The organism is Celeribacter sp. (assembly GCF_048270365.1).
Taxonomy (GTDB): Bacteria; Pseudomonadota; Alphaproteobacteria; order Rhodobacterales; family Rhodobacteraceae; genus Celeribacter.
Genome location: NZ_JBLWTA010000016.1, coordinates 45,842 through 63,182 on the forward strand (window position 1 = coordinate 45,842; position 17,341 = coordinate 63,182).

Annotated in this window: 16 protein-coding genes and 2 pseudogenes; 10 read left to right on the forward strand and 8 right to left on the reverse strand. The window is 57.9% G+C overall.

Features of this window, described 5'->3' with window-relative positions:
* Nucleotides 1-60: 60 nt before the first annotated feature.
* Genes ACN0X0_RS17960 through ACN0X0_RS17975 form a run of 4 tightly spaced genes read left to right on the forward strand, consistent with a single transcriptional unit; the run spans nucleotide 61 to nucleotide 3,958 of the window.
* Complete coding sequence (locus tag ACN0X0_RS17960) at nucleotides 61-852, forward strand: ATP-binding cassette domain-containing protein (protein WP_417280293.1); 792 nt, start codon at nucleotides 61-63, stop codon at nucleotides 850-852.
* Nucleotides 849-1,850, forward strand: a complete 1,002-nt coding sequence (locus tag ACN0X0_RS17965; protein ID WP_417280294.1) for an ABC transporter permease — start codon at nucleotides 849-851, stop codon at nucleotides 1,848-1,850. The genes ACN0X0_RS17960 and ACN0X0_RS17965 overlap by 4 nt, the downstream gene beginning before the upstream one ends.
* A 28-nt stretch (nucleotides 1,851-1,878) precedes the next feature.
* Nucleotides 1,879-2,886 carry a Gfo/Idh/MocA family protein gene (locus ACN0X0_RS17970; protein ID WP_417280295.1) on the forward strand — a complete coding sequence of 336 codons (1,008 nt, stop codon included), beginning with the start codon at nucleotides 1,879-1,881 and terminating at the stop codon, nucleotides 2,884-2,886.
* 1 nt (nucleotide 2,887) lies between these two features.
* Nucleotides 2,888-3,958, forward strand: coding sequence for a Gfo/Idh/MocA family protein (locus ACN0X0_RS17975; RefSeq protein ID WP_417280296.1), 1,071 nt, complete (start codon nucleotides 2,888-2,890; stop codon nucleotides 3,956-3,958).
* A gap of 81 nt (nucleotides 3,959-4,039) precedes the next feature.
* On the opposite strand, the gene ACN0X0_RS17980 is transcribed toward ACN0X0_RS17975, so the two are convergent.
* The 3 genes from ACN0X0_RS17980 to iolD are packed head-to-tail and all read right to left on the reverse strand — an operon-like array spanning nucleotide 4,040 to nucleotide 7,637.
* Complete coding sequence (locus ACN0X0_RS17980) at nucleotides 4,040-4,855, reverse strand: SDR family oxidoreductase (protein WP_417280297.1); 816 nt, start codon at nucleotides 4,853-4,855, stop codon at nucleotides 4,040-4,042.
* Nucleotides 4,852-5,760, reverse strand: coding sequence for a myo-inosose-2 dehydratase (gene iolE, locus ACN0X0_RS17985; protein ID WP_417280298.1), 909 nt, complete (start codon nucleotides 5,758-5,760; stop codon nucleotides 4,852-4,854). Before iolE ends, ACN0X0_RS17980 begins: the two co-directional genes overlap by 4 nt.
* A 2-nt stretch (nucleotides 5,761-5,762) precedes the next feature.
* Nucleotides 5,763-7,637 (reverse strand): 3D-(3,5/4)-trihydroxycyclohexane-1,2-dione acylhydrolase (decyclizing), encoded by a 1,875-nt coding sequence (gene iolD / locus ACN0X0_RS17990; RefSeq protein WP_417280299.1) that lies wholly within the window; start codon nucleotides 7,635-7,637, stop codon nucleotides 5,763-5,765.
* Between the two features lie 70 nt (nucleotides 7,638-7,707).
* Between iolD and iolG the strand changes: the two genes are divergently transcribed.
* The 6 genes from iolG to ACN0X0_RS18020 all read left to right on the forward strand — a co-directional run bounded on the left by iolG (nucleotide 7,708) and on the right by ACN0X0_RS18020 (nucleotide 14,124).
* Nucleotides 7,708-8,748 (forward strand): inositol 2-dehydrogenase, encoded by a 1,041-nt coding sequence (gene iolG / locus ACN0X0_RS17995; protein ID WP_417280300.1) that lies wholly within the window; start codon nucleotides 7,708-7,710, stop codon nucleotides 8,746-8,748.
* Nucleotides 8,749-8,751: 3 nt separating this feature from the next.
* A complete protein-coding gene (locus ACN0X0_RS18000; RefSeq protein ID WP_417280301.1) occupies nucleotides 8,752-10,182 on the forward strand; it encodes an NAD-dependent succinate-semialdehyde dehydrogenase in 1,431 nt (476 codons plus the stop codon).
* Between the two features lie 11 nt (nucleotides 10,183-10,193).
* Nucleotides 10,194-11,006: an HpcH/HpaI aldolase family protein gene (locus ACN0X0_RS18005; RefSeq protein ID WP_417280302.1), complete on the forward strand. Its 813-nt coding sequence runs from the start codon at nucleotides 10,194-10,196 to the stop codon at nucleotides 11,004-11,006.
* Complete coding sequence (locus ACN0X0_RS18010) at nucleotides 11,006-11,980, forward strand: hydroxyacid dehydrogenase (protein WP_417280303.1); 975 nt, start codon at nucleotides 11,006-11,008, stop codon at nucleotides 11,978-11,980. Before ACN0X0_RS18005 ends, ACN0X0_RS18010 begins: the two co-directional genes overlap by 1 nt.
* Complete coding sequence (locus ACN0X0_RS18015; RefSeq protein ID WP_417280304.1) at nucleotides 11,970-13,088, forward strand: Gfo/Idh/MocA family protein; 1,119 nt, start codon at nucleotides 11,970-11,972, stop codon at nucleotides 13,086-13,088. Before ACN0X0_RS18010 ends, ACN0X0_RS18015 begins: the two co-directional genes overlap by 11 nt.
* 151 nt (nucleotides 13,089-13,239) lie before the next feature.
* Nucleotides 13,240-14,124, forward strand: coding sequence for a MurR/RpiR family transcriptional regulator (locus ACN0X0_RS18020; protein WP_417280305.1), 885 nt, complete (start codon nucleotides 13,240-13,242; stop codon nucleotides 14,122-14,124).
* A gap of 127 nt (nucleotides 14,125-14,251) precedes the next feature.
* Here the strand turns inward: ACN0X0_RS18020 and ACN0X0_RS18025 are convergent.
* From ACN0X0_RS18025 to ACN0X0_RS18045, 5 genes and pseudogenes are all read right to left on the reverse strand, one after another.
* Nucleotides 14,252-14,386 (reverse strand): annotated as a pseudogene (locus ACN0X0_RS18025) (IS6 family transposase); the annotation flags it as partial.
* Nucleotides 14,387-14,435: 49 nt separating this feature from the next.
* Complete coding sequence (locus tag ACN0X0_RS18030; RefSeq protein ID WP_417280306.1) at nucleotides 14,436-15,221, reverse strand: TIM barrel protein; 786 nt, start codon at nucleotides 15,219-15,221, stop codon at nucleotides 14,436-14,438.
* Between the two features lie 21 nt (nucleotides 15,222-15,242).
* Nucleotides 15,243-16,271 carry a Gfo/Idh/MocA family protein gene (locus ACN0X0_RS18035; RefSeq protein ID WP_417280307.1) on the reverse strand — a complete coding sequence of 343 codons (1,029 nt, stop codon included), beginning with the start codon at nucleotides 16,269-16,271 and terminating at the stop codon, nucleotides 15,243-15,245.
* A 45-nt stretch (nucleotides 16,272-16,316) separates the two neighbouring features.
* Nucleotides 16,317-17,111 carry a 5-deoxy-glucuronate isomerase gene (gene iolB / locus ACN0X0_RS18040; protein WP_417280308.1) on the reverse strand — a complete coding sequence of 265 codons (795 nt, stop codon included), beginning with the start codon at nucleotides 17,109-17,111 and terminating at the stop codon, nucleotides 16,317-16,319.
* Nucleotides 17,112-17,121: 10 nt separating this feature from the next.
* Nucleotides 17,122-17,341, reverse strand: a pseudogene (locus ACN0X0_RS18045) (3D-(3,5/4)-trihydroxycyclohexane-1,2-dione acylhydrolase (decyclizing)); the annotation flags it as partial.

The window sequence follows — 17,341 nt, forward strand, 5'->3', positions numbered from 1 at the left end:
ATCAGGGGCGGCCACATCTTGGCCGCCCAGACACAAATCTCCAACACTGTGAGGTTCGCAATGCAAGTTGCTGAACAAACCCCCATTGTCAAAATGCAGGGTATTTCAAAACATTATGGCGGGGTCGCTGCACTGGACGGCGTCGATCTCGAAGTCCGGCGAGGTGAGGTTGTCGCCCTTTTAGGGGACAATGGTGCCGGCAAATCAACGCTCGTAAAAATTCTTGCCGGGGCTGTCACGGCGGATGAGGGCGAAATTACCATCGACGATAAAGCCGTCGAACTGGGAACACCTGCCCGCGCCAAGGATCTGGGGGTCGAGATCATCTATCAGGACCTTGCGCTCTGTGACAATGTCGACATTCCGACCAATATCTTTTTGGGCCGGGAATTGCAGAAATCCTATCTTGGCGGACTGATCAAAACCTTTGATCGCCGAAAGATGTCTGACGAAACAAAACGTCTTCTAGGCGATTTGCAGATCAATATCTCCAATATCCATGAAACGGTTCGTGACCTGTCCGGCGGTCAGCGCCAGACCATCGCGATTGCCAAAAGCGTTTATTCCTCGGCCAAGCTGATCATCATGGATGAACCGACAGCTGCACTTGGTGTGGCGCAGCAGGAACAAGTTTTGTCCCTGATCGAAAGCCTACGTGACAAGGGCGAGGCGATCGTGCTGATCAGCCACTCCATGAACGATGTGATGCGCGTGGCGGATCGGGTGGTGATCCTGAAAACCGGACGTCTCGTTACCAATCGCCGTATCGAACATGTCGATCAGGAGCAACTGGTGCGCATGATCGTCAGCGGCATTGAAGAACCACCGATCAATGCGGGGGGGACAGCATGACCCAGAAGATGGAAAACATCACGACGATCGGTACCGGAGATATGTCTAACACGGCGATGATCCGAAAGTTCATCGACAAACTCTCAACGGTCTTTGTCTTTCTCGCAATCATGATTTTGATGGAGTTCCTGCATTCGGGCTTTATTACCGCGAACAATATAAGCCTTATCGCATTGCAATCCGCAACGCGTGCGGTCCTTGCCATCGGCGTGATGCTGGTGATCATCAGCGGGGCCATCGACATTTCAGTCGGCACGGTCATGTCTCTGGCCATGGTGGTGATGGGGATCGCGGTGATTGATGCGGGGCTGCCACTCTGGCTCGGGTTTGTTGTGGCCTTGGCCGCGGGCACTTTGATGGGTGGCATCAACGGCTTTCTTGTCGCCTACGCCAATCTGCCGTCTTTCATCGTCACACTGGGCATGTTGGGGATCGCTCAGGGTCTTGCCCTGTTCATGTCCAATGGCCGCTCGCTTTACGGCTTTCCCGAAAGTTTCGAGGTTGTCGGCGGCGGCACGTTGATCGGCATTCCGGTGCCCGTCCTCATTCTCCTCGTCTTTGCTGTGATCATGCTCTTTGTCTTTTATCAGACCAAGGTGGGGCGGTACGCCTTTACCATGGGCGGCAGCGAAGAGGGCACGCGGCGCGCGGGCATCAACGTGCGCCGGTATCGGATGGGAATTTTCGCAATCTCCGGAGCGACGGCCGGATTGGCCTCGATCATTCTGGCCTCACGGATCAACTCGGCGCATCCGGGCATCGGCTTTGGGTACGAGCTGGATGCGATTGCGGCGGTGGTGATTGGCGGAGGCAGCCTCATGGGAGGGCGGGGCACCGTTTGGGGTGCCATCATCGGCGCGCTGATCATGTCGGAAATCCGGTTCGGCCTGAACATCCTTGGCATGTCGCCATTCATTCAGCAAATCGTTGTCGGCGTTGTCCTGATTGCAGCTGTCTATATCGACACGCTGCGCAGCGGTCCCGCGCGGTCTCGCTAAAGGTCAACTTCATGGAAAGGAACCGGATATGAGCATTGCCGTCGGCGTGATCGGGATGGGAGTGATGGGGGCCAAACATGCGCAGCTTTTACAGCAGATAACACGAGGCGCCCATCTTGCAGCGGTCTGCGATGCGAATGCTGCCCGGCTGACAGATGTTCAGGCAGAGCGCTTTGATGATCCTCTCGCGCTGATCCGTTCGGACAAGGTGGAGGCGGTTGTGATCGCCTCCCCCGATGAGACCCATGAGGCGCTTGTGCTGGCCGCGATTTCAGAGGGCAAACCCGTGCTCTGCGAAAAGCCTCTGGCCGCCACAACACGGCAGGCGGAACGCATTCTGGAGGCCGAAGTGATCTTTGGCAGGCGGCTTGTGCAGGTCGGTTTCATGCGACGGTTCGATCCGGCCTATAGCGCATTGCGTGCAGCGCATCTGGAGGGACGTATCGGTCAGGCTGTTCTCTTGCATAATATTCACCGTAACGCGCAGGCCCCCTCGTGGTTCACTGGCGCCATGGCGCTGACCAATGCATTCGTGCATGAGATCGACATCAGCCGTTGGATGCTTGGTGAGGAAATATGTGAAGCGCATATCTTTTCCGGGGCAGGGGACGAACCTCTGATGATCCAGATGCAAAGCGATAGCGGCGTCATGATCTCGACCGAAGTGTTCATGAATGCGACCTATGGGTATCACGTTCATGCCGAACTTGTGGGCCGGGAGGGGGCGGTTTCCATGGCCACGCCCACACAGGTCTGGCTCAATCATGGAAGGCAGCATGGTCATGGCTGGCCGGACAACTGGTTGCCGCGCTTCGAGGAGGCCTACCGGCAACAAATGCACGCCTGGGTCAACTCCATAAAAACCGGGATCCCCTCAGGCGCGTCGTCATGGGATGGGTATATGGCCTCCGCCATCGCCGAACAGCTCGCCGCAGAGATGGGGCAAGGCGACGCTCAAGGGCGATGCGTCCCTCTGAGCCAACCGACCCCGGATGCGCTTTATGTCACACATGCTCCAATATCAGAAAGGGCTTGAAATGATCAGATATGCTGTTGTTGGCGCGGGATGGATTGCGCAAGAGGCGTTTCTGCCCGGGATCCATCAAACCCGAAATTCCCGTGTCACCGTGATCGTGTCCGGCAATCGCGAACGCGCCGATACACTGGCCAAATTCCACGACATTCCTCATGTGATCAGCTATGACGAGTTTGACAAGGCGTTGGAAAACGACCTGTTCGACGCGGTCTATGTGGCTTTGCCAAATTCGATGCATGCGGACTATACGATCCGCGCCGCGCGCGCCGGAAAACACATTTTGGTGGAAAAGCCATTGGCGGATAATCTCGAAGATGCCGAGGCTATGGTGACTGCGGCCAAAGAAGCCGGTGTGTATCTCATGACCGCATATCGGCTGCACAATGAACCGGGGACGATTGCGGCGCTTGATCGTATCCGCTGCGGGGCGATTGGGACCCCTTTGCTGGCGCAGCTGATATTTTCCAACGCCCCGGACGAGGGCAATCACCGCTACAGTGCTGAACATTGGGGTGGGCCTTTGCAAGATGTCGGGGTCTATTGCATCAATGCCGCGCGCCATATTTTCGGCGAGGAACCCATTGAGGCAACCGCCATTCGTCAGAGGCCAAAACACGATCCCCGTTTCGCCGAAGTGGATGCCAGCATCGCCGCAACCCTGCGTTTCCCTTCAGGGGGCATCGCGCAGATACTGGCAAGTTTTCAGGGCGCTTTGGCCGAAACCTATCGTGTGATTGGTACCACGGGGGACATCACGCTTGATCCGGCGTTCCGGTTCGAAGTGCCCATGCGCATGATGGTAACCAAACAGGAGATGGCGGAGATCACGGACTTTCCGCATGTCGATCACTTTGCGGGAATGACGGCTTATTTCTCCGATTGCATTGCCACCCGAACGCCCCCGGAATCTGATGGCGAGGAAGGTGTGGCCGATATGCGCGTGCTTTTGGCCATCGAGGAGGCCGCGCGTACAGGGCGCACGATCAAAATCGATACGCCGCCACGCCCGACGCATCCGGATCACACCACCGAGCGACGTTGCCCATTGACGGATCGGCGCCTGGTGTTCTGAGTCTTTATCGACAAAAGAGCGTATAAAAATGCCGGCGATGATGTCGCCGGCAAATGTATTTTTACCGATAGATCGAAGGGCTCATAGCGCAAGTGGCGCGTTCGGCACCGGTGGGGAGGCGGCAAAGCCGCCAGTCACGGACTGGTCGAACGGCACCACCGCGCCGGTCATCATGCCGCTGTCGTCCGAGGCCAGAAATGTCACGACCCGCGCCACTTCGACCGGATCAATCAGTCGGCCGAACGGCATGTGCCGTGCCACCTCATCCAGCCAGTTTTCATCCCCCCGCTCGGCAGCTTGCAGCGCTTTTTCATTGTCGGAGGCCATCCAGCCGATGTCGAGCTGATTGACTCGGATGCGGTTGCGCATGAGTGCAAAAGCAGAGTTGCGCGTGAGCGAGGCCAAAGCCCCCTTTGAAGCCACATAGGGGGAAATGAAGGGCTGACCTGCAGTTTCAGAAATCGAGCCGATATTGACCATCGCACCCTCGATACCCTCGCGGATCATCACTTTTGCCGCCTCTTGCATCAAGAAGAACGGTCCCCGGACATTGACCGCGAACATGCGATCAAACAATTCGGGCGTGGTGTCCAAAAGATTGCCACGTTGTGTCAGACCCGCGGCATTGACCAGAATGTCGACCCGACCAAACCGCGTATCGGCCGCCGCGATGACCGCGCGACTTTGATCGACATCCGCCAGATCGGCAGGTTGAAACAGGGCCGGAACCCCTGTGGCGGCCTCGATCTCCTGTGCGACCTTTGTGCCGTTGTCGGCGTTGCGTCCGCACAACACGAGACCTTCCGCCCCGGCCTCTGCGAAATTGCGGGCGATGGCGGCGCCCAAGCCTTGTGTGCCGCCCGTGATGACGGCAATTTTTCCGGTCAACCCTGTCATGTGCGTGCCTCCGATTGCACCACCTCATACCCTGCGGCATCCATGACGCGCATCAACTCCTTATGACCCTTGATCGCCATGTCGAGGGGAGGGGAAACCTTCGGGTCTTGTTCCGCTTCGATCACGAACCACCCTTCGTAGCCTTTGGCCGCGAGGGTCTTGGTGATGTCCTCGAAATCGAGCGAGCCATCGCCGGGAACGGTGAATGCGCCTTTGATCACCGCATCGAGAAAACTCTCGCGGGTGCGGTCCAGACCATCGGTCACCGACCGGCGGATGTCTTTGGTGTGTACATGGCTGATCCGCGCATGGTGATTTTCAATCACGCGCATCACGTCACCACCGGCAAAGGCCATATGCCCCGCATCGAACAAAAGCGGGACGCTGGAGTGTTTCATGAACAGATCCAGCTCCGCCTCGGTTTCGACCGCCGCCGCCATGTGGTGATGATAGGCAATGGGCATGCCTTCTTTCGCGCACCAATCTGCAAAATCTGACATTTTACGCCCGTAATCAGCCATGTCCGCCTCGCTCAGAACAGGCTTTGTGTTCAGCGGTGCGGATTGCACCCCCTGAACGGAACGTGCGGTCTCGCCATAGACGATGCAGGGCGCGTCGGCAGCTTTGAAAAACGCCATTTGCTCCGCGATCCGGTCTTTTTCCGCTTCGATGTCGCCATCAAGCAAAAGTCCGGAGAACCAGCCGCCACAGACGCAAATGCCATACCGATCCAGAATGGGGCCAAGTTCGGCCATGTTCATCGGAAAACGGCGTCCCGTTTCCATCCCGGTGAATCCTGCGACAGACGCCTGTCTCAGGCATTCTTCCAGGCTCACGTCATCGGACAATTCCGGCAAGTCATCATTCCACCATGCAATCGGTGCGATACCCAGTTTTGCTTTCATGATTATACTCCAACGCGCTGACGGGCGCGAATGTCGTCTTGGGACTTGCGCGCGTCGCGGACTTTTTCAAACTCTGAGACCTCAGGCACACCCACGTCCCAATCTGCATCTCCCGGCACCCAGGTCCAGGCATCGGAGACAATGGAAATCACCGTGGTCTTGTCATTGCCCTTGGCCCAGATCAGCGCCTCCTCCAACTCATCAAGGTCGTTCACATGCCGAGTGGCGGCTCCCATAGAGGCGGCATGTGCCGCGAAATCGACATGCAGCGGGTCGTTGCGGTTCTGGATGCGGCAATCCGTGAGCAGGTTGTTGAAACCGGGAACGCCTTTGAACTGTTGCAGCCGGTTGATCACCGCGTAGCCACCATTGTCAGCCACGACGACGATCATCTTATGCCCGGTGAGAACGGCCGAATAGATATCGGAGTTCATCATCATATAGGTGCCATCGCCCAACAGCACAAAGGGCGTACCGCCAGGCGTGCCGGGCCCTTCCTGCGCCATGGCACATCCCCATCCGGCGGCGATTTCATAGCCCATGCAGGAAAACCCGAATTCGCAATCGAAGGTGTTCGGGTCCTTGACGCGCCAGTTCTTTGTGATCTCGCCCGGAGTGCCACCCGCCGCACCGATCAGCGTGTCATTGGGTTCGGCCACCTTGTTCATCACGCCGATCACCTGTGCATAGGAAGGCACGGCGGCATCTTTGCTGCGGTCCTGATGGCTGTCGAGAATGGCGTTCCAATCCGCGAACAGCTCTTTGGCACGAGGCATCAAATCGGATGGCGCCGCCCAATCCCCAAGTGCCGCGCCAAGCTCTTTTACTGTTTCGCGCGCATCCCCCACGACGGAAAAAGCGCGATGTTTGATCGCATCGAACCGTGCGGCATTGATCGACACGAATTGTGCTTCTTTTGAGAAGGCCGTCCACGAACCGGTGGTAAAATCCTGAAGCCGCGTGCCGATGGCCAGAACCACATCGGCCTCCGCCGCCAAGGCATTCGCAGAGGTCGAGCCGACAATGCCAATGGGACCGGCGTGCACCGGGTGATTATGGGTCAGCCCGCCTTTGCCTGCAATGGTTTCGACCACGGGGATGCCGTGTTTTTCAGCGAAAGTCGCGACCTCGCTTTCGGCGGCGCTATATCGCACGCCCCCGCCCGCGATGATCAGCGGCTTTTTCGCTGTTTTTAGAATGCTCGCGGCCTCTGCCACCGCATCGCGATCCGGCCGTGGGCGCGGAATCTTCCAGACCTTTGGCTCAAAGAACACTTCAGGATAGTCAAATGCCTTTTCCTGTGTGTCTTGTGCCAGTCCGATAAAGGCAGGCCCACAATCGGCCGGGTCAAGCATGGTCGCGATGGCCTGGGGCAGGGAGGTGATGATCTGTTCGGGAAGCGTGATCCGATCCCAGTAGCGCACCACAGGCTTGAACGTGTCATTGACCGTAATCGTCGGATTGTTGAAATGTTCGACCTGCTGCAAAACAGGGTCGGGAAGGCGGTTGGCGAAGGTATCCCCCGCCAGCAACAAAAGCGGCAGGCGGTTGGCCATGGCCGTGCCCGCTGCCGTGACCATGTTCGACGCACCCGGACCGATCGACGTCGCCGCGATCATGATCTGGCGGCGGCGTTTGGCCTTGGCAAATCCGGTGGCGGCCAGTGCCATGGATTGTTCGTTTTGCCCCCGCCATGTCGGCAGTTGATCCTGCACCTGTTCGAGCGCTTCGGACAGGCAAGTGACGTTGCCATGGCCAAAGATGCCAAACAATCCGGCGAACAGCGGAACGCGTTCTCCGTCAATCTCCGTAAACTGGTTGCACAGATACTTCACGAGTGCCTGCGCCATGGTAAGACGCACCGTCTTGGATGTCATTTTCGCCTCCTCCTGCGAAGATGTTTTTTGCACGTTATGAAATGATCATTGACAATGCAACACTTTTGCAATGAATATTGTTTCGAAAGTTTGGAGGAGGAAAATCATGAGGATTGCTGTGTTAGGCGTTGGTCGCATAGGCCGAATGCATGCTGAAAATATTGCCAGGCATCCGCGCACAAACCTGGCGGGAGTTTACGATATTCACACGCCGTCAGCAGAAAAAACATCGAATGATCTGGGGGTTACAAATTTTTCAGATCCGGAAGATGTTTTTTCTTCCGATCAGGTGGATGGAGTTTTGATTGCTTCGGCCACGGCCACGCATGTTGATTTTATCGAGCAAGCTGTCGCAGCGGGAAAACCGGTTCTCTGCGAGAAGCCAATCGACCTTTCCCTACAGCGTGTTGATTCTTGTGCAGCGAAAATTGCGGGGTCGAAGGTGCCGATTATGCTGGGGTTCGTGCGGCGGTTTGATCGCGGGCACAGGGCCTTGCAACAGGCGGTCCAAGCGGGCGAAATCGGTGATTTGCATCAGCTGGTGATCACCTCGCGTGATCCCGACATGGCACCGGACGCATATATCGAAGTCTCTGGTGGCATTTTTCGCGACATGACGATCCATGATTTCGATCTGGCGCGGTTCATCTTGGGCGAAGAGATCACAGAGGTCGCGGCATCGGGATCGCGGCTGGTCAAACCGGAGTTGATGGCGCGGTGCGAAGATTATGACACGGTGTCGATCACAATGCGCACGGCCTCGGGAAAACAATGCACCATCAGCAATTCGCGGCGGGCGGTTTATGGCTACGACCAACGCGTTGAGGCGTTCGGCTCCAACGGCATGCTGATTTCCGACAACCACCCGAACCACAATCTGCGGCATTATTCGGCGGAGCGGACCGATGCCGGTGAGCCTTTGATGGATTTCTTCATTGAACGCTACGAAGACGCATTCGCCGCCGAGATCGACGCCTTTGTGCAGACTGTCGAGAGCGGATCGGAACCGGAGGTCGGATATAAAGACGGTCGCGAGGCGCTTGTTCTTGCCGAAGCCGCGCTGCGTTCCGTGCGCGAACAGCGCACCATCACTCCAAAGGACATTGTTTAAGCCATGTATGAAAAATTCGGACAGTTCATCAATGGGGCCTGGGTTAAAGGTTCTAAAACCGGTGCGGTCATTTCACCGGTCACGGAAACATCGCTGGGGGAGGTGAGTCTCGCTTCATCCGAGACGACCCGCGCGGCGCTAAAGGCTGCATATTCCGCTTTGCCGACACTCGCAGAAATGGGCGGGTTCGCCCGTGCCGACGCGCTTCACAAAGCAGCAGATGCTATGATTGCCCGTGCGGAGGAAGCCTCCACGATGATCGCGACAGAGACCGGCAAACCGATTGCCCAGGCAGGGCGGGAATGGGTGCTCGCCTGTGATCAGTTCCGGTGGTACGCCGAAGAAGCGCGACGCATTTATGGGCGGATCGTGCAATCGCGCGTGCCCGGCGGGCGCTTTGAGATCACTCGCGAGGCCGTGGGTGTCGTAGGGGCCTTCACCGCATGGAACTTCCCCGCCGCCCTTCCGGCCCGCAAACTGGCCCCTGCCTTGGCTGCCGGCTGCCCGGTGGTGCTGCGTCCCTCGTCGCAGACCCCGGGCGTTGCGATGATCATGGTTGATTGTCTCAAGGAGTGTGGCTTGCCCGATGGGGCTGTGAACCTTGTGGTTGGCTCGACGGATGACACTTATGGGCCAATTATGGCGGACAAGAACGTGCGCAAAGTTTCCCTAACGGGCTCCACCCGCGTGGGTCAACAGATGATCCGAGATGCCGCGGAGACGGTGAAAAAAGTGTCTATGGAGCTGGGAGGGAATGCACCCTGCCTGATCTTTGAGGACGCCGATCTTGAGGCCGCACTCGATGTGATCGTGCCGACGAAATTTGCCAATTGCGGGCAGGTTTGTGTGACGCCGGATCGTTTCTTTGTGCATGAGAGTCTGCATGAGGCGTTCGTTGAGGGCATGGTTGAGCGCACCCAAAAGATCAAACTGGGCGATGGTTTGCACCCGGATACGGGCATGGGACCGCTCATCAATCAGCGTCGCCTCGAAGAGATTGAGAGCATCGTCAACGGCGCTATCGCGGCAGGGGCCAAACTTGCAACCGGCGGCAAGCGCGCCGCCGCCCCCAATACAGGTTACTTCTACGAGCCCACGATCCTGACTGACATCACCGACGACATGCCGGTTTTTGCCGAAGAAAATTTCGGACCGATCGCCGCGATCACGCGCTTTGCTGATGAGCAGGAAGCCTTGGCCCGCGCGAACGCGTCCGACATGGGTCTATCGGCCTATGCCTTCACCAAAGATCCTGAACGCGCACGTCGTGTGACGGCTACGCTCAAAGCTGGGATGGTCGGCGTCAACAGTTTTGCGCTTGCGGCCTCTGAGGCTCCGTTCGGCGGCACCAACCATTCGGGCATGGGTCGCGAAGGCGGCTCCGAAGGGATCGAGGATTACCTTGACACCAAACTTGCTCAGATCGTGTTTTGAGAGGGGTCAGTATGTTTGAGAACAAGATTAAGAAACTGGTTGCCTCCGGTCGCCCGATCCTCAATGGCTGGCTGTCGATTGGCAATGCCTTTACCGCCGAAATCATGGCCGAACAGGGTTATGACAGCGTGACCATCGACATTCAGCACGGCGCGCTGGACTACAGTTCCGTCCTGCCGATGTTCCAGGCGTTGCGCGCCTCTGGTGTGACGCCCATGGCGCGGGTGCCATGGCGCGAACCAGGGATCGTGATGAAGGCATTGGATGCAGGCGCTCAGGGGATCATTTGTCCCATGGTCAATTCCGCCGATGAGGCCGCCGAGTTCGTGAGCTTTTTGCGCTATCCGCCTCATGGGCACCGCAGCTTTGGGCCGACGCGTGCGGCGATTGCCTATGGCGGATATGGCACCAAGGCCGATGATGAAGTTTTGGCCTTTGCCATGATCGAAACCCAGGAAGGTATCGACAATCTCGATGCCATCGCTGCGACACCCGGCCTGGATGGTATCTATGTCGGACCTGCGGATTTGACGCTTGGCACACAACAGGGGCGCTATGCGCCGGGATTTGATCGCGAGGAACCGGAGCTGATTGCGTTGATTCAATCGGTACAGCAGGCCTGCGCCAAAAACGGGATTATGGCCTGTCTGCATTGCGGGACGCCGGATTATGCGGCGCGTGCCATCGAGTGGGGGTTCAACCTGACGACCGTATCGGGCGACAGTCGCCTGCTTGCCTCGGCGGCGTCTGCCTCGGTTGGCCGGTGGCGCACTCTGACCGGCACGCAGTCCGCACCGTCTGGAGACACCGGGGGAGCCTACTGATGCTACATCTTCTTGTTGCTGGAAAACTTCACCCCTCGGGGGAGGCGATGCTTGAGACACTTGGTGAGAAAGGCGTCAGGGTTGAGTATGTCGAAGAGGTCTCCGAGGCGTCCTATGCGCCCCTGATTGCCAGGGCGGACGCCTTGGTGATCCGCACCCAGCCGCTGTCTGCGGCAACCATCGCACAAGCCGAGAACTTGCGTGTCGTGTCGCGCCATGGGGTGGGATATGACAGCGTCGATCTCAATGCGCTCAATGCACGCGGTATCGCTCTTACCATCGTGGGGGATGTCAATTCGGTTTCCGTGGCAGAACATGCGATGACGCAGATCCTGTGTGGCGCAAAACAAGTGCTGCGGGCAGACCAGGCCGTGCGCGATCCCTCGCAATGGGGTTGGCGTAATCGGCTGGAACAGCGTGAGATCAGTGGGAAAACCCTGTTGATCATGGGCTATGGACGGATCGGGCGTCGCCTTGCCAAGATGGCATTGGCTTTTGATATGAAGGTCTGCGCCTATGATCCATATCTGTTGAGCTCCGGCTGGCCGGATGGCCCCGTGCGTCCGGTAGAGCGGCTCGAAGATGGTCTGGCTGAGGCCGATTTCATCTCTGTGCACATCCCCAAAAGCGACAGGCCGCTTCTTGGAGATGCGGAGTTTTCGATGATGAAACCCGGTGTTGTGATCGCCAATACCGCACGCGGAGGCGTCGTCTGTGAGGCGGCTCTGCACAAGGCGCTTTGTTCCGGTCATGTTGCCGCCGCAGGCCTCGATGTGTTTGACGTCGAACCACCGAAGGACGGTACAGTTTTTCGTGCGTGTGACACCGCACTCCTGTCGCCACATATTGCGGGGCTGACCAACGAATGCGGTGAGCGCATGGCGCTCGCTTCTCTCCAAAACGCGCTGGATTTTCTGAGCGGAGACATAGATCCGGCCCTAATCGTCAATCCAGAGGTGCTTCATGCCGTCTAAACCCAAACTACGCATCGGTCTCATCGGGTCCGGATTTATGGGCAAAGCCCATGTTTTCGGCTTTGCCTCGGCGCCGAAAGTCTTTGACCTGCCTTATGACATCGAACTGCACACTTTGGCGGATATCACCATGGAGGCCGCCACGGCCGCCGCCAATGCGTTTGGCTTTCACTCGGCAACGGATAATTGGCGCGCGCTCGTCGACAATCCTGAGATCGACGTGATCGACATCACGGCACCCAATGCCTTGCATAAGGAAATGGCCCTTGCAGCCATCGCGGCCGGAAAACATGTCTATTGTGAAAAGCCATTGGCGCCCTTGGCATCCGATGCGATTGAAATGGCCGATGCGGCCGAGAAAGCCGGTGTGAAGACCCAAGTGGGGTTCAATTACCTTTGCAACCCGATGCTGGCATTCGCGCGCGAGATGATCGCCTCAGGGGAGCTTGGTGAAATCCGGGGGTATCGTGGCATTCATTGCGAAGACTATATGGCGGATGCGACGTCGCCCTACACCTTCCGGCACGATCCGGCAGGGGGAGGCGCCCTGGCGGACATCGGTTCGCATGCGTTGGCCACGGCGGAGCATCTGCTTGGCCCGATTGCCGAGGTCATGGGGGATTGCGTGACCTCAATCCATGAGCGCCCCGACGGCAAGGGTGGCACGCGCAAAATCGAAGTGGATGACATTGGTCGCGCCTTTGTCCGGTTCGAAAACGGCGCTTCCGGCTCCATCGAAGGCAACTGGATCGCCACCGGGCGCAAGATGCAGCATGATTTTGAGGTCTTTGGCTCGAAAGGCGCGCTTGCGTTTTCTCAGGAGCATTTCAACGTCTTGCACTTCTACTCGACTGCGGATGCGAAGGGCCTTCAAGGTTTCCGCCGCATCGAAGCCGGGCCGGATCATACGCCTTATGGACGGTTCTGCGTGGCTCCGGGGCATCAGCTCGGGTTCAACGATTTGAAGGCGATCGAGGTGGCAGGCTATGTCAGCGCTTTGGCCGGACAGGGCGATGAGCCGTTCAACTTCCGCAAAGGTGCGCATATTCAGGGTCTTGTCGAAACCATTCAGGCCTCTTCATCTGAGCGGTCCTGGCGCAAAGTTTAGCCGTAAAACCCATGTCAAACGCCTGTTTTCAGGCGTTTGGCACATGCATTATGTTTTTTGCATAATTTGATATGCGGTCACTGTGCCGCATCAGTATCTATTTACTTTTCGAAGTGCAATTTCTGTTGCATAAAGGGACAAGGAGCAATCAATGGCAAGTTTTCCACCGCCCGACAATGTCCCCAAGGACTATGAAGAACTGATCCGTTTGATACATGATCGCCACGATCAGATGAGCAAAACCTATCAGAAAATATCGGTCTATCTGACTCAAAACCCGAATGACGTCGCCGTTCATTCGGTGAACGCGATCGCAGAACGCTGTGGCATTCATGCGTCGAGTTTCGTGCGCTTTGCCCAGGCGCTCGGGTATCGTGGCTTCAAGGACTTGCAAACCCTGTTTCAAAAACGCCTTGCCACGGCTGCACCGGGGTTTGAGGCGCGGGTGCAGGCGCTTGGCAGCGAACTCAATACCCGTCAGGACCGGTCAGAATATGGGTTCCTGCAAGACCTGATCGTGCGTGATATCGCCTCGCTTCAAGGCCTTTTGGAAGACATAAGCCAAGAAGACCTGGTACGCGCGACAGACATTTTGTTCAAAGCCGACACTGTGTATCTTTTGGGTCAGCTGCGTGCCTCTTCTGTTGTCGAATTGCTGCGCTATGTGCTGACCATGCTTGGCAAAAAATGCGTGCTTCTGGATGCTGGCGGCGGTCTTGCAACCCATATGGCCCGCACGATCGATGAGAACGACGCGTTGTTTGCGGTGTCCTTCCGGTTCTATGCCAATGAGGTTGTCAGCATCACTGAAGAGATCGCGCGCAAAAATGTACCGATCATCGCCATTTCTGACAGCAGCTTGTCTCCCTTGGCCAAGAGTGCGGACGTGCTTTTCGCTGTGCCCGAACACGATTACACGTTCTCGCGTTCGCTGGCGGCCCCCATGTGTCTTGCTCAGTCCATCGTCGTGGCGCTCGCGGCACGGGTGCAGGACGACAAGGAGTCTCCACGCATCCCGACCGTCACCGGAACCTGACCGGAACGGAACGACGTCTCAAGAACAGTTCCATTACATGACCGTGAACGCCTCGACAAAGGCATCCACGGCGGCTCTTTTGCAAATTATTCCTGAGTGCGCAAAAGCCCCGATTTCCCGGTAGTCTTCAATCTGCGAGGCGGAGTTCGAGCATAGACATTGCCTCCGTAAGCGCACAGGGATCCAGACCGAAGGCACGTTCGATCATGCGGACCTCGCCGTTGATATCACCGGTCAAATTGAAGCTGCGTGACTGCCCTTTCGGCCAAACGTCAGGCATTTCTGGCCCGGACTTTTCGAGCCAGAGGCGGTCACTGAAGGTGCACGTCTATAAATGCAAACGACGTTTTGATGTCCGTGAGGTTCGGCGCGGCAATCAGTTTAGGCTCAGTGCACTCGAAGGAGAATGCGCCGTCATAGCCGCCCTCCAGAAACGCAGCAATTTGTGCGACATTGCCGCAACGGTCATCCCCGTCCACGAGGGTACGGTGAGCATCCTGCTCGGCATCAAGCGCGACTTTGGGATCGGAAATGCCAGAGATATGCACCATCGCGGTATGCTCGGGAAAGATCTCAGTCTCGCCCGCGATGACGTGCTGGAACGTGTCGTGCACCAACTTGAACCTGGACGTACCGCCGACCGCTTCGATGGCCTCAACGAGCGGAGCCTTGGTCCGAAGCGAACTGCTCTCGAACCCAATAGGCTCGATCAGCGGCAGCACATTTGTGCCCTCCAGCATCGGCAAGATTTCCCGCATCACATCGCGCAGCGGCATGGTTTTGCGGTCATCTACGGTCGGGATCAGGCTAATGGTCTGTGCGCCAGACGCATGGGCAGCGTCAATCAGCGTCTGAATTTGCGCCGCACGCTCGTCATCCCAGACGTTGAACCCGTAGACTTCTGACAGCCCAAGCAAAGTCAGCCCGCGCGAGCGCGCCATCTTGGCCGCCTCATTCGCAGCGATCCAGTCAAAAAACGGACGGCCCAGATCGTTGCGCAACTCGACACCCACACATCCGACCTCTTCTGCAAGATCGAGAAAGGCCTCGAAGGGCAAGTCACGGCAGGTCTTTTGGTTCAGCGCACGTTTGAACATCTTGGGGCTTCCTGAATGGAGTTAATCGATGAGGGAGACTTCGCGGTGCTCGGTGGCACTGATCCGTGCGGCATCAAGCACACGCAGCACTTCGATCGCCTCGCTGGGCGGCACGGGCGGCGGGGTGCCATTTTTGCACGCCTTGGCGAAGGCCTCGTAGTAATCGTGATAGCGGCCCTGCTCGGAGGGCACTTTGCGGATGCCCGCGTCGGTGCGCAACTCGGGCCAATTGGCCTCCACCTCGTAGCCCCAGCCCTCCATATCGTCGAGAGGGCGCTTATCCGCAAAGATTGCCTGCGCCTGCACGTCAGTCACATAGGACAGGTAACAGCCGTTCTCGCCGTAAACGCGGTAGGTGTTCTCAGCGAACTTGTTGAGCTTGCTAGAAGAGACTTGGGAAAAGACACCGTTGGTATGCCGCATAGACACGACAAAGCCCGCATCCGTTGGCCCCTGTTCGCTGTCGATCATATCGAGATGCGCGGAGACAGAAGCAACATGACCAAACAGCCAGACCATCTGGTCGATCACATGGCTCCCCATATCGCGCAGCAGCCCACCCGTCGGACCCATTTCCAGCGTTGCCGGGTCATCCATATCCATGCGCGAATGCACGCGCCAGATATCGCCCAATTCGCCACTATCCAGCACCGCCTTGAGCGTGCGCACATCCGTGTCGCAGCGGCGGTTGTGAAAGACCGAAAGCGTCACGCCCTTGGCCTGTGCTGCCGCGTCCAATTCACGCGCGACCTCGGCAGAGGGGGCAAAGGGTTTGTCGGCCACCACATGAACCCCCGCCGCGATGGCTTCCAACACCAAGGCTCGGCGGGTCTCGGGCGGGGTGGTGATGGTCACGGCCTGAATATCTGATGCGAGCATCTCGGTCAGTGAACCAAAGATCGGCATCCCCGGATAATCCGCCTCGATCCGCGCGATGGTTGCGGGCGAGCGGGCGACGATGCCCGCCAGTTCCACCCCTTCGGCGGCCATAATGAAAGGCGCATGAAAGTGCCGCCCTCCTGTGCCGTAGCCTACGATTCCGATTTTCATGCGCCTCTCCTTTGTTCGTTACTCAGACGGTATGTCGATGCCGCTTCACATCAAGTGCTCAACATTGGGCGCGGGCACGAAGCGCCATTTGCGCAGGGGGCCCGCCATGACGTTGAGATAGTACATCTCGAACCCATAGGGCGCGCCGCAGGGGTGGTGGCCGCGCGGCACGCAGACCACGTCACCGTCGTGCACGGCCATGGTCTCATTGAGTTGCAGATCATCTGTATAGACCCGCTGAATGCCGAACCCGTCCGCCGGATTGAGGCGATGATAGTAGGTCTCTTCGAGATAGGTCACGCGCGGGAAATCATCCTCGTCGTGGCGGTGGCTCGGAAAAGACGACCAATGGCCTGCGGGGGTGAAGACCTCCGTGACCAGCAAACTGTCACAGTAATCTTCGTTCTCCATGGCGATATTGTTGATATAGCGCGTATTTGCGCCTTCGCCGCGCTGGGTGAGCGTGATCCCGTCCGGGCCGATTTTACGCGCCTCGTGACCCAACTTGCCCGGCGCCTTACAGACCGCGATCGTCGCGTCAGTCGTTGTCTCCAGCGACCATTCGCTGTCGTTGGGGACATAGAGGCAATGCGGCGGCGTCTTCTCGAAGACGTTCATCCGCTCGCCCAATTCGCCCCAGTCTTTTCCGGCGGCGGTAATTTTCGCCTTGCCCTCAATCATCACGAGGATGACCTCGTTCTCGCCGGTGGCCTCGGCCCAGCTCTCCCCCGCACGCAGGCGGATCAGATCAAAGCCGACATAGCGCCAGCCCGCGCTTTCGGGCGTGATCTGATGCACCTTGCCGTGGGTGCCGAAGGGACGTTTGAGAAGGTCTGCCATAGCGCGCTCCTTAGTTTGCGAGGGATTGCTTGGAGATTTGGGTGAGGTATTCCACGTAGCGGTCGCGTTGTTTTTGGCGCTCGGAGACTTCGGGGACGGCGACGTCCCAGAAATAGCCATGCTCGCCCGCAGTGGTCTCAAGGCCGGTGCCGGGGAAGTCGCGGGCAATCGTGTCGATCACGATCACGGTCGGGATAGTGCGGCTGCGCGCGGCGGCAATCTCGGCCTCA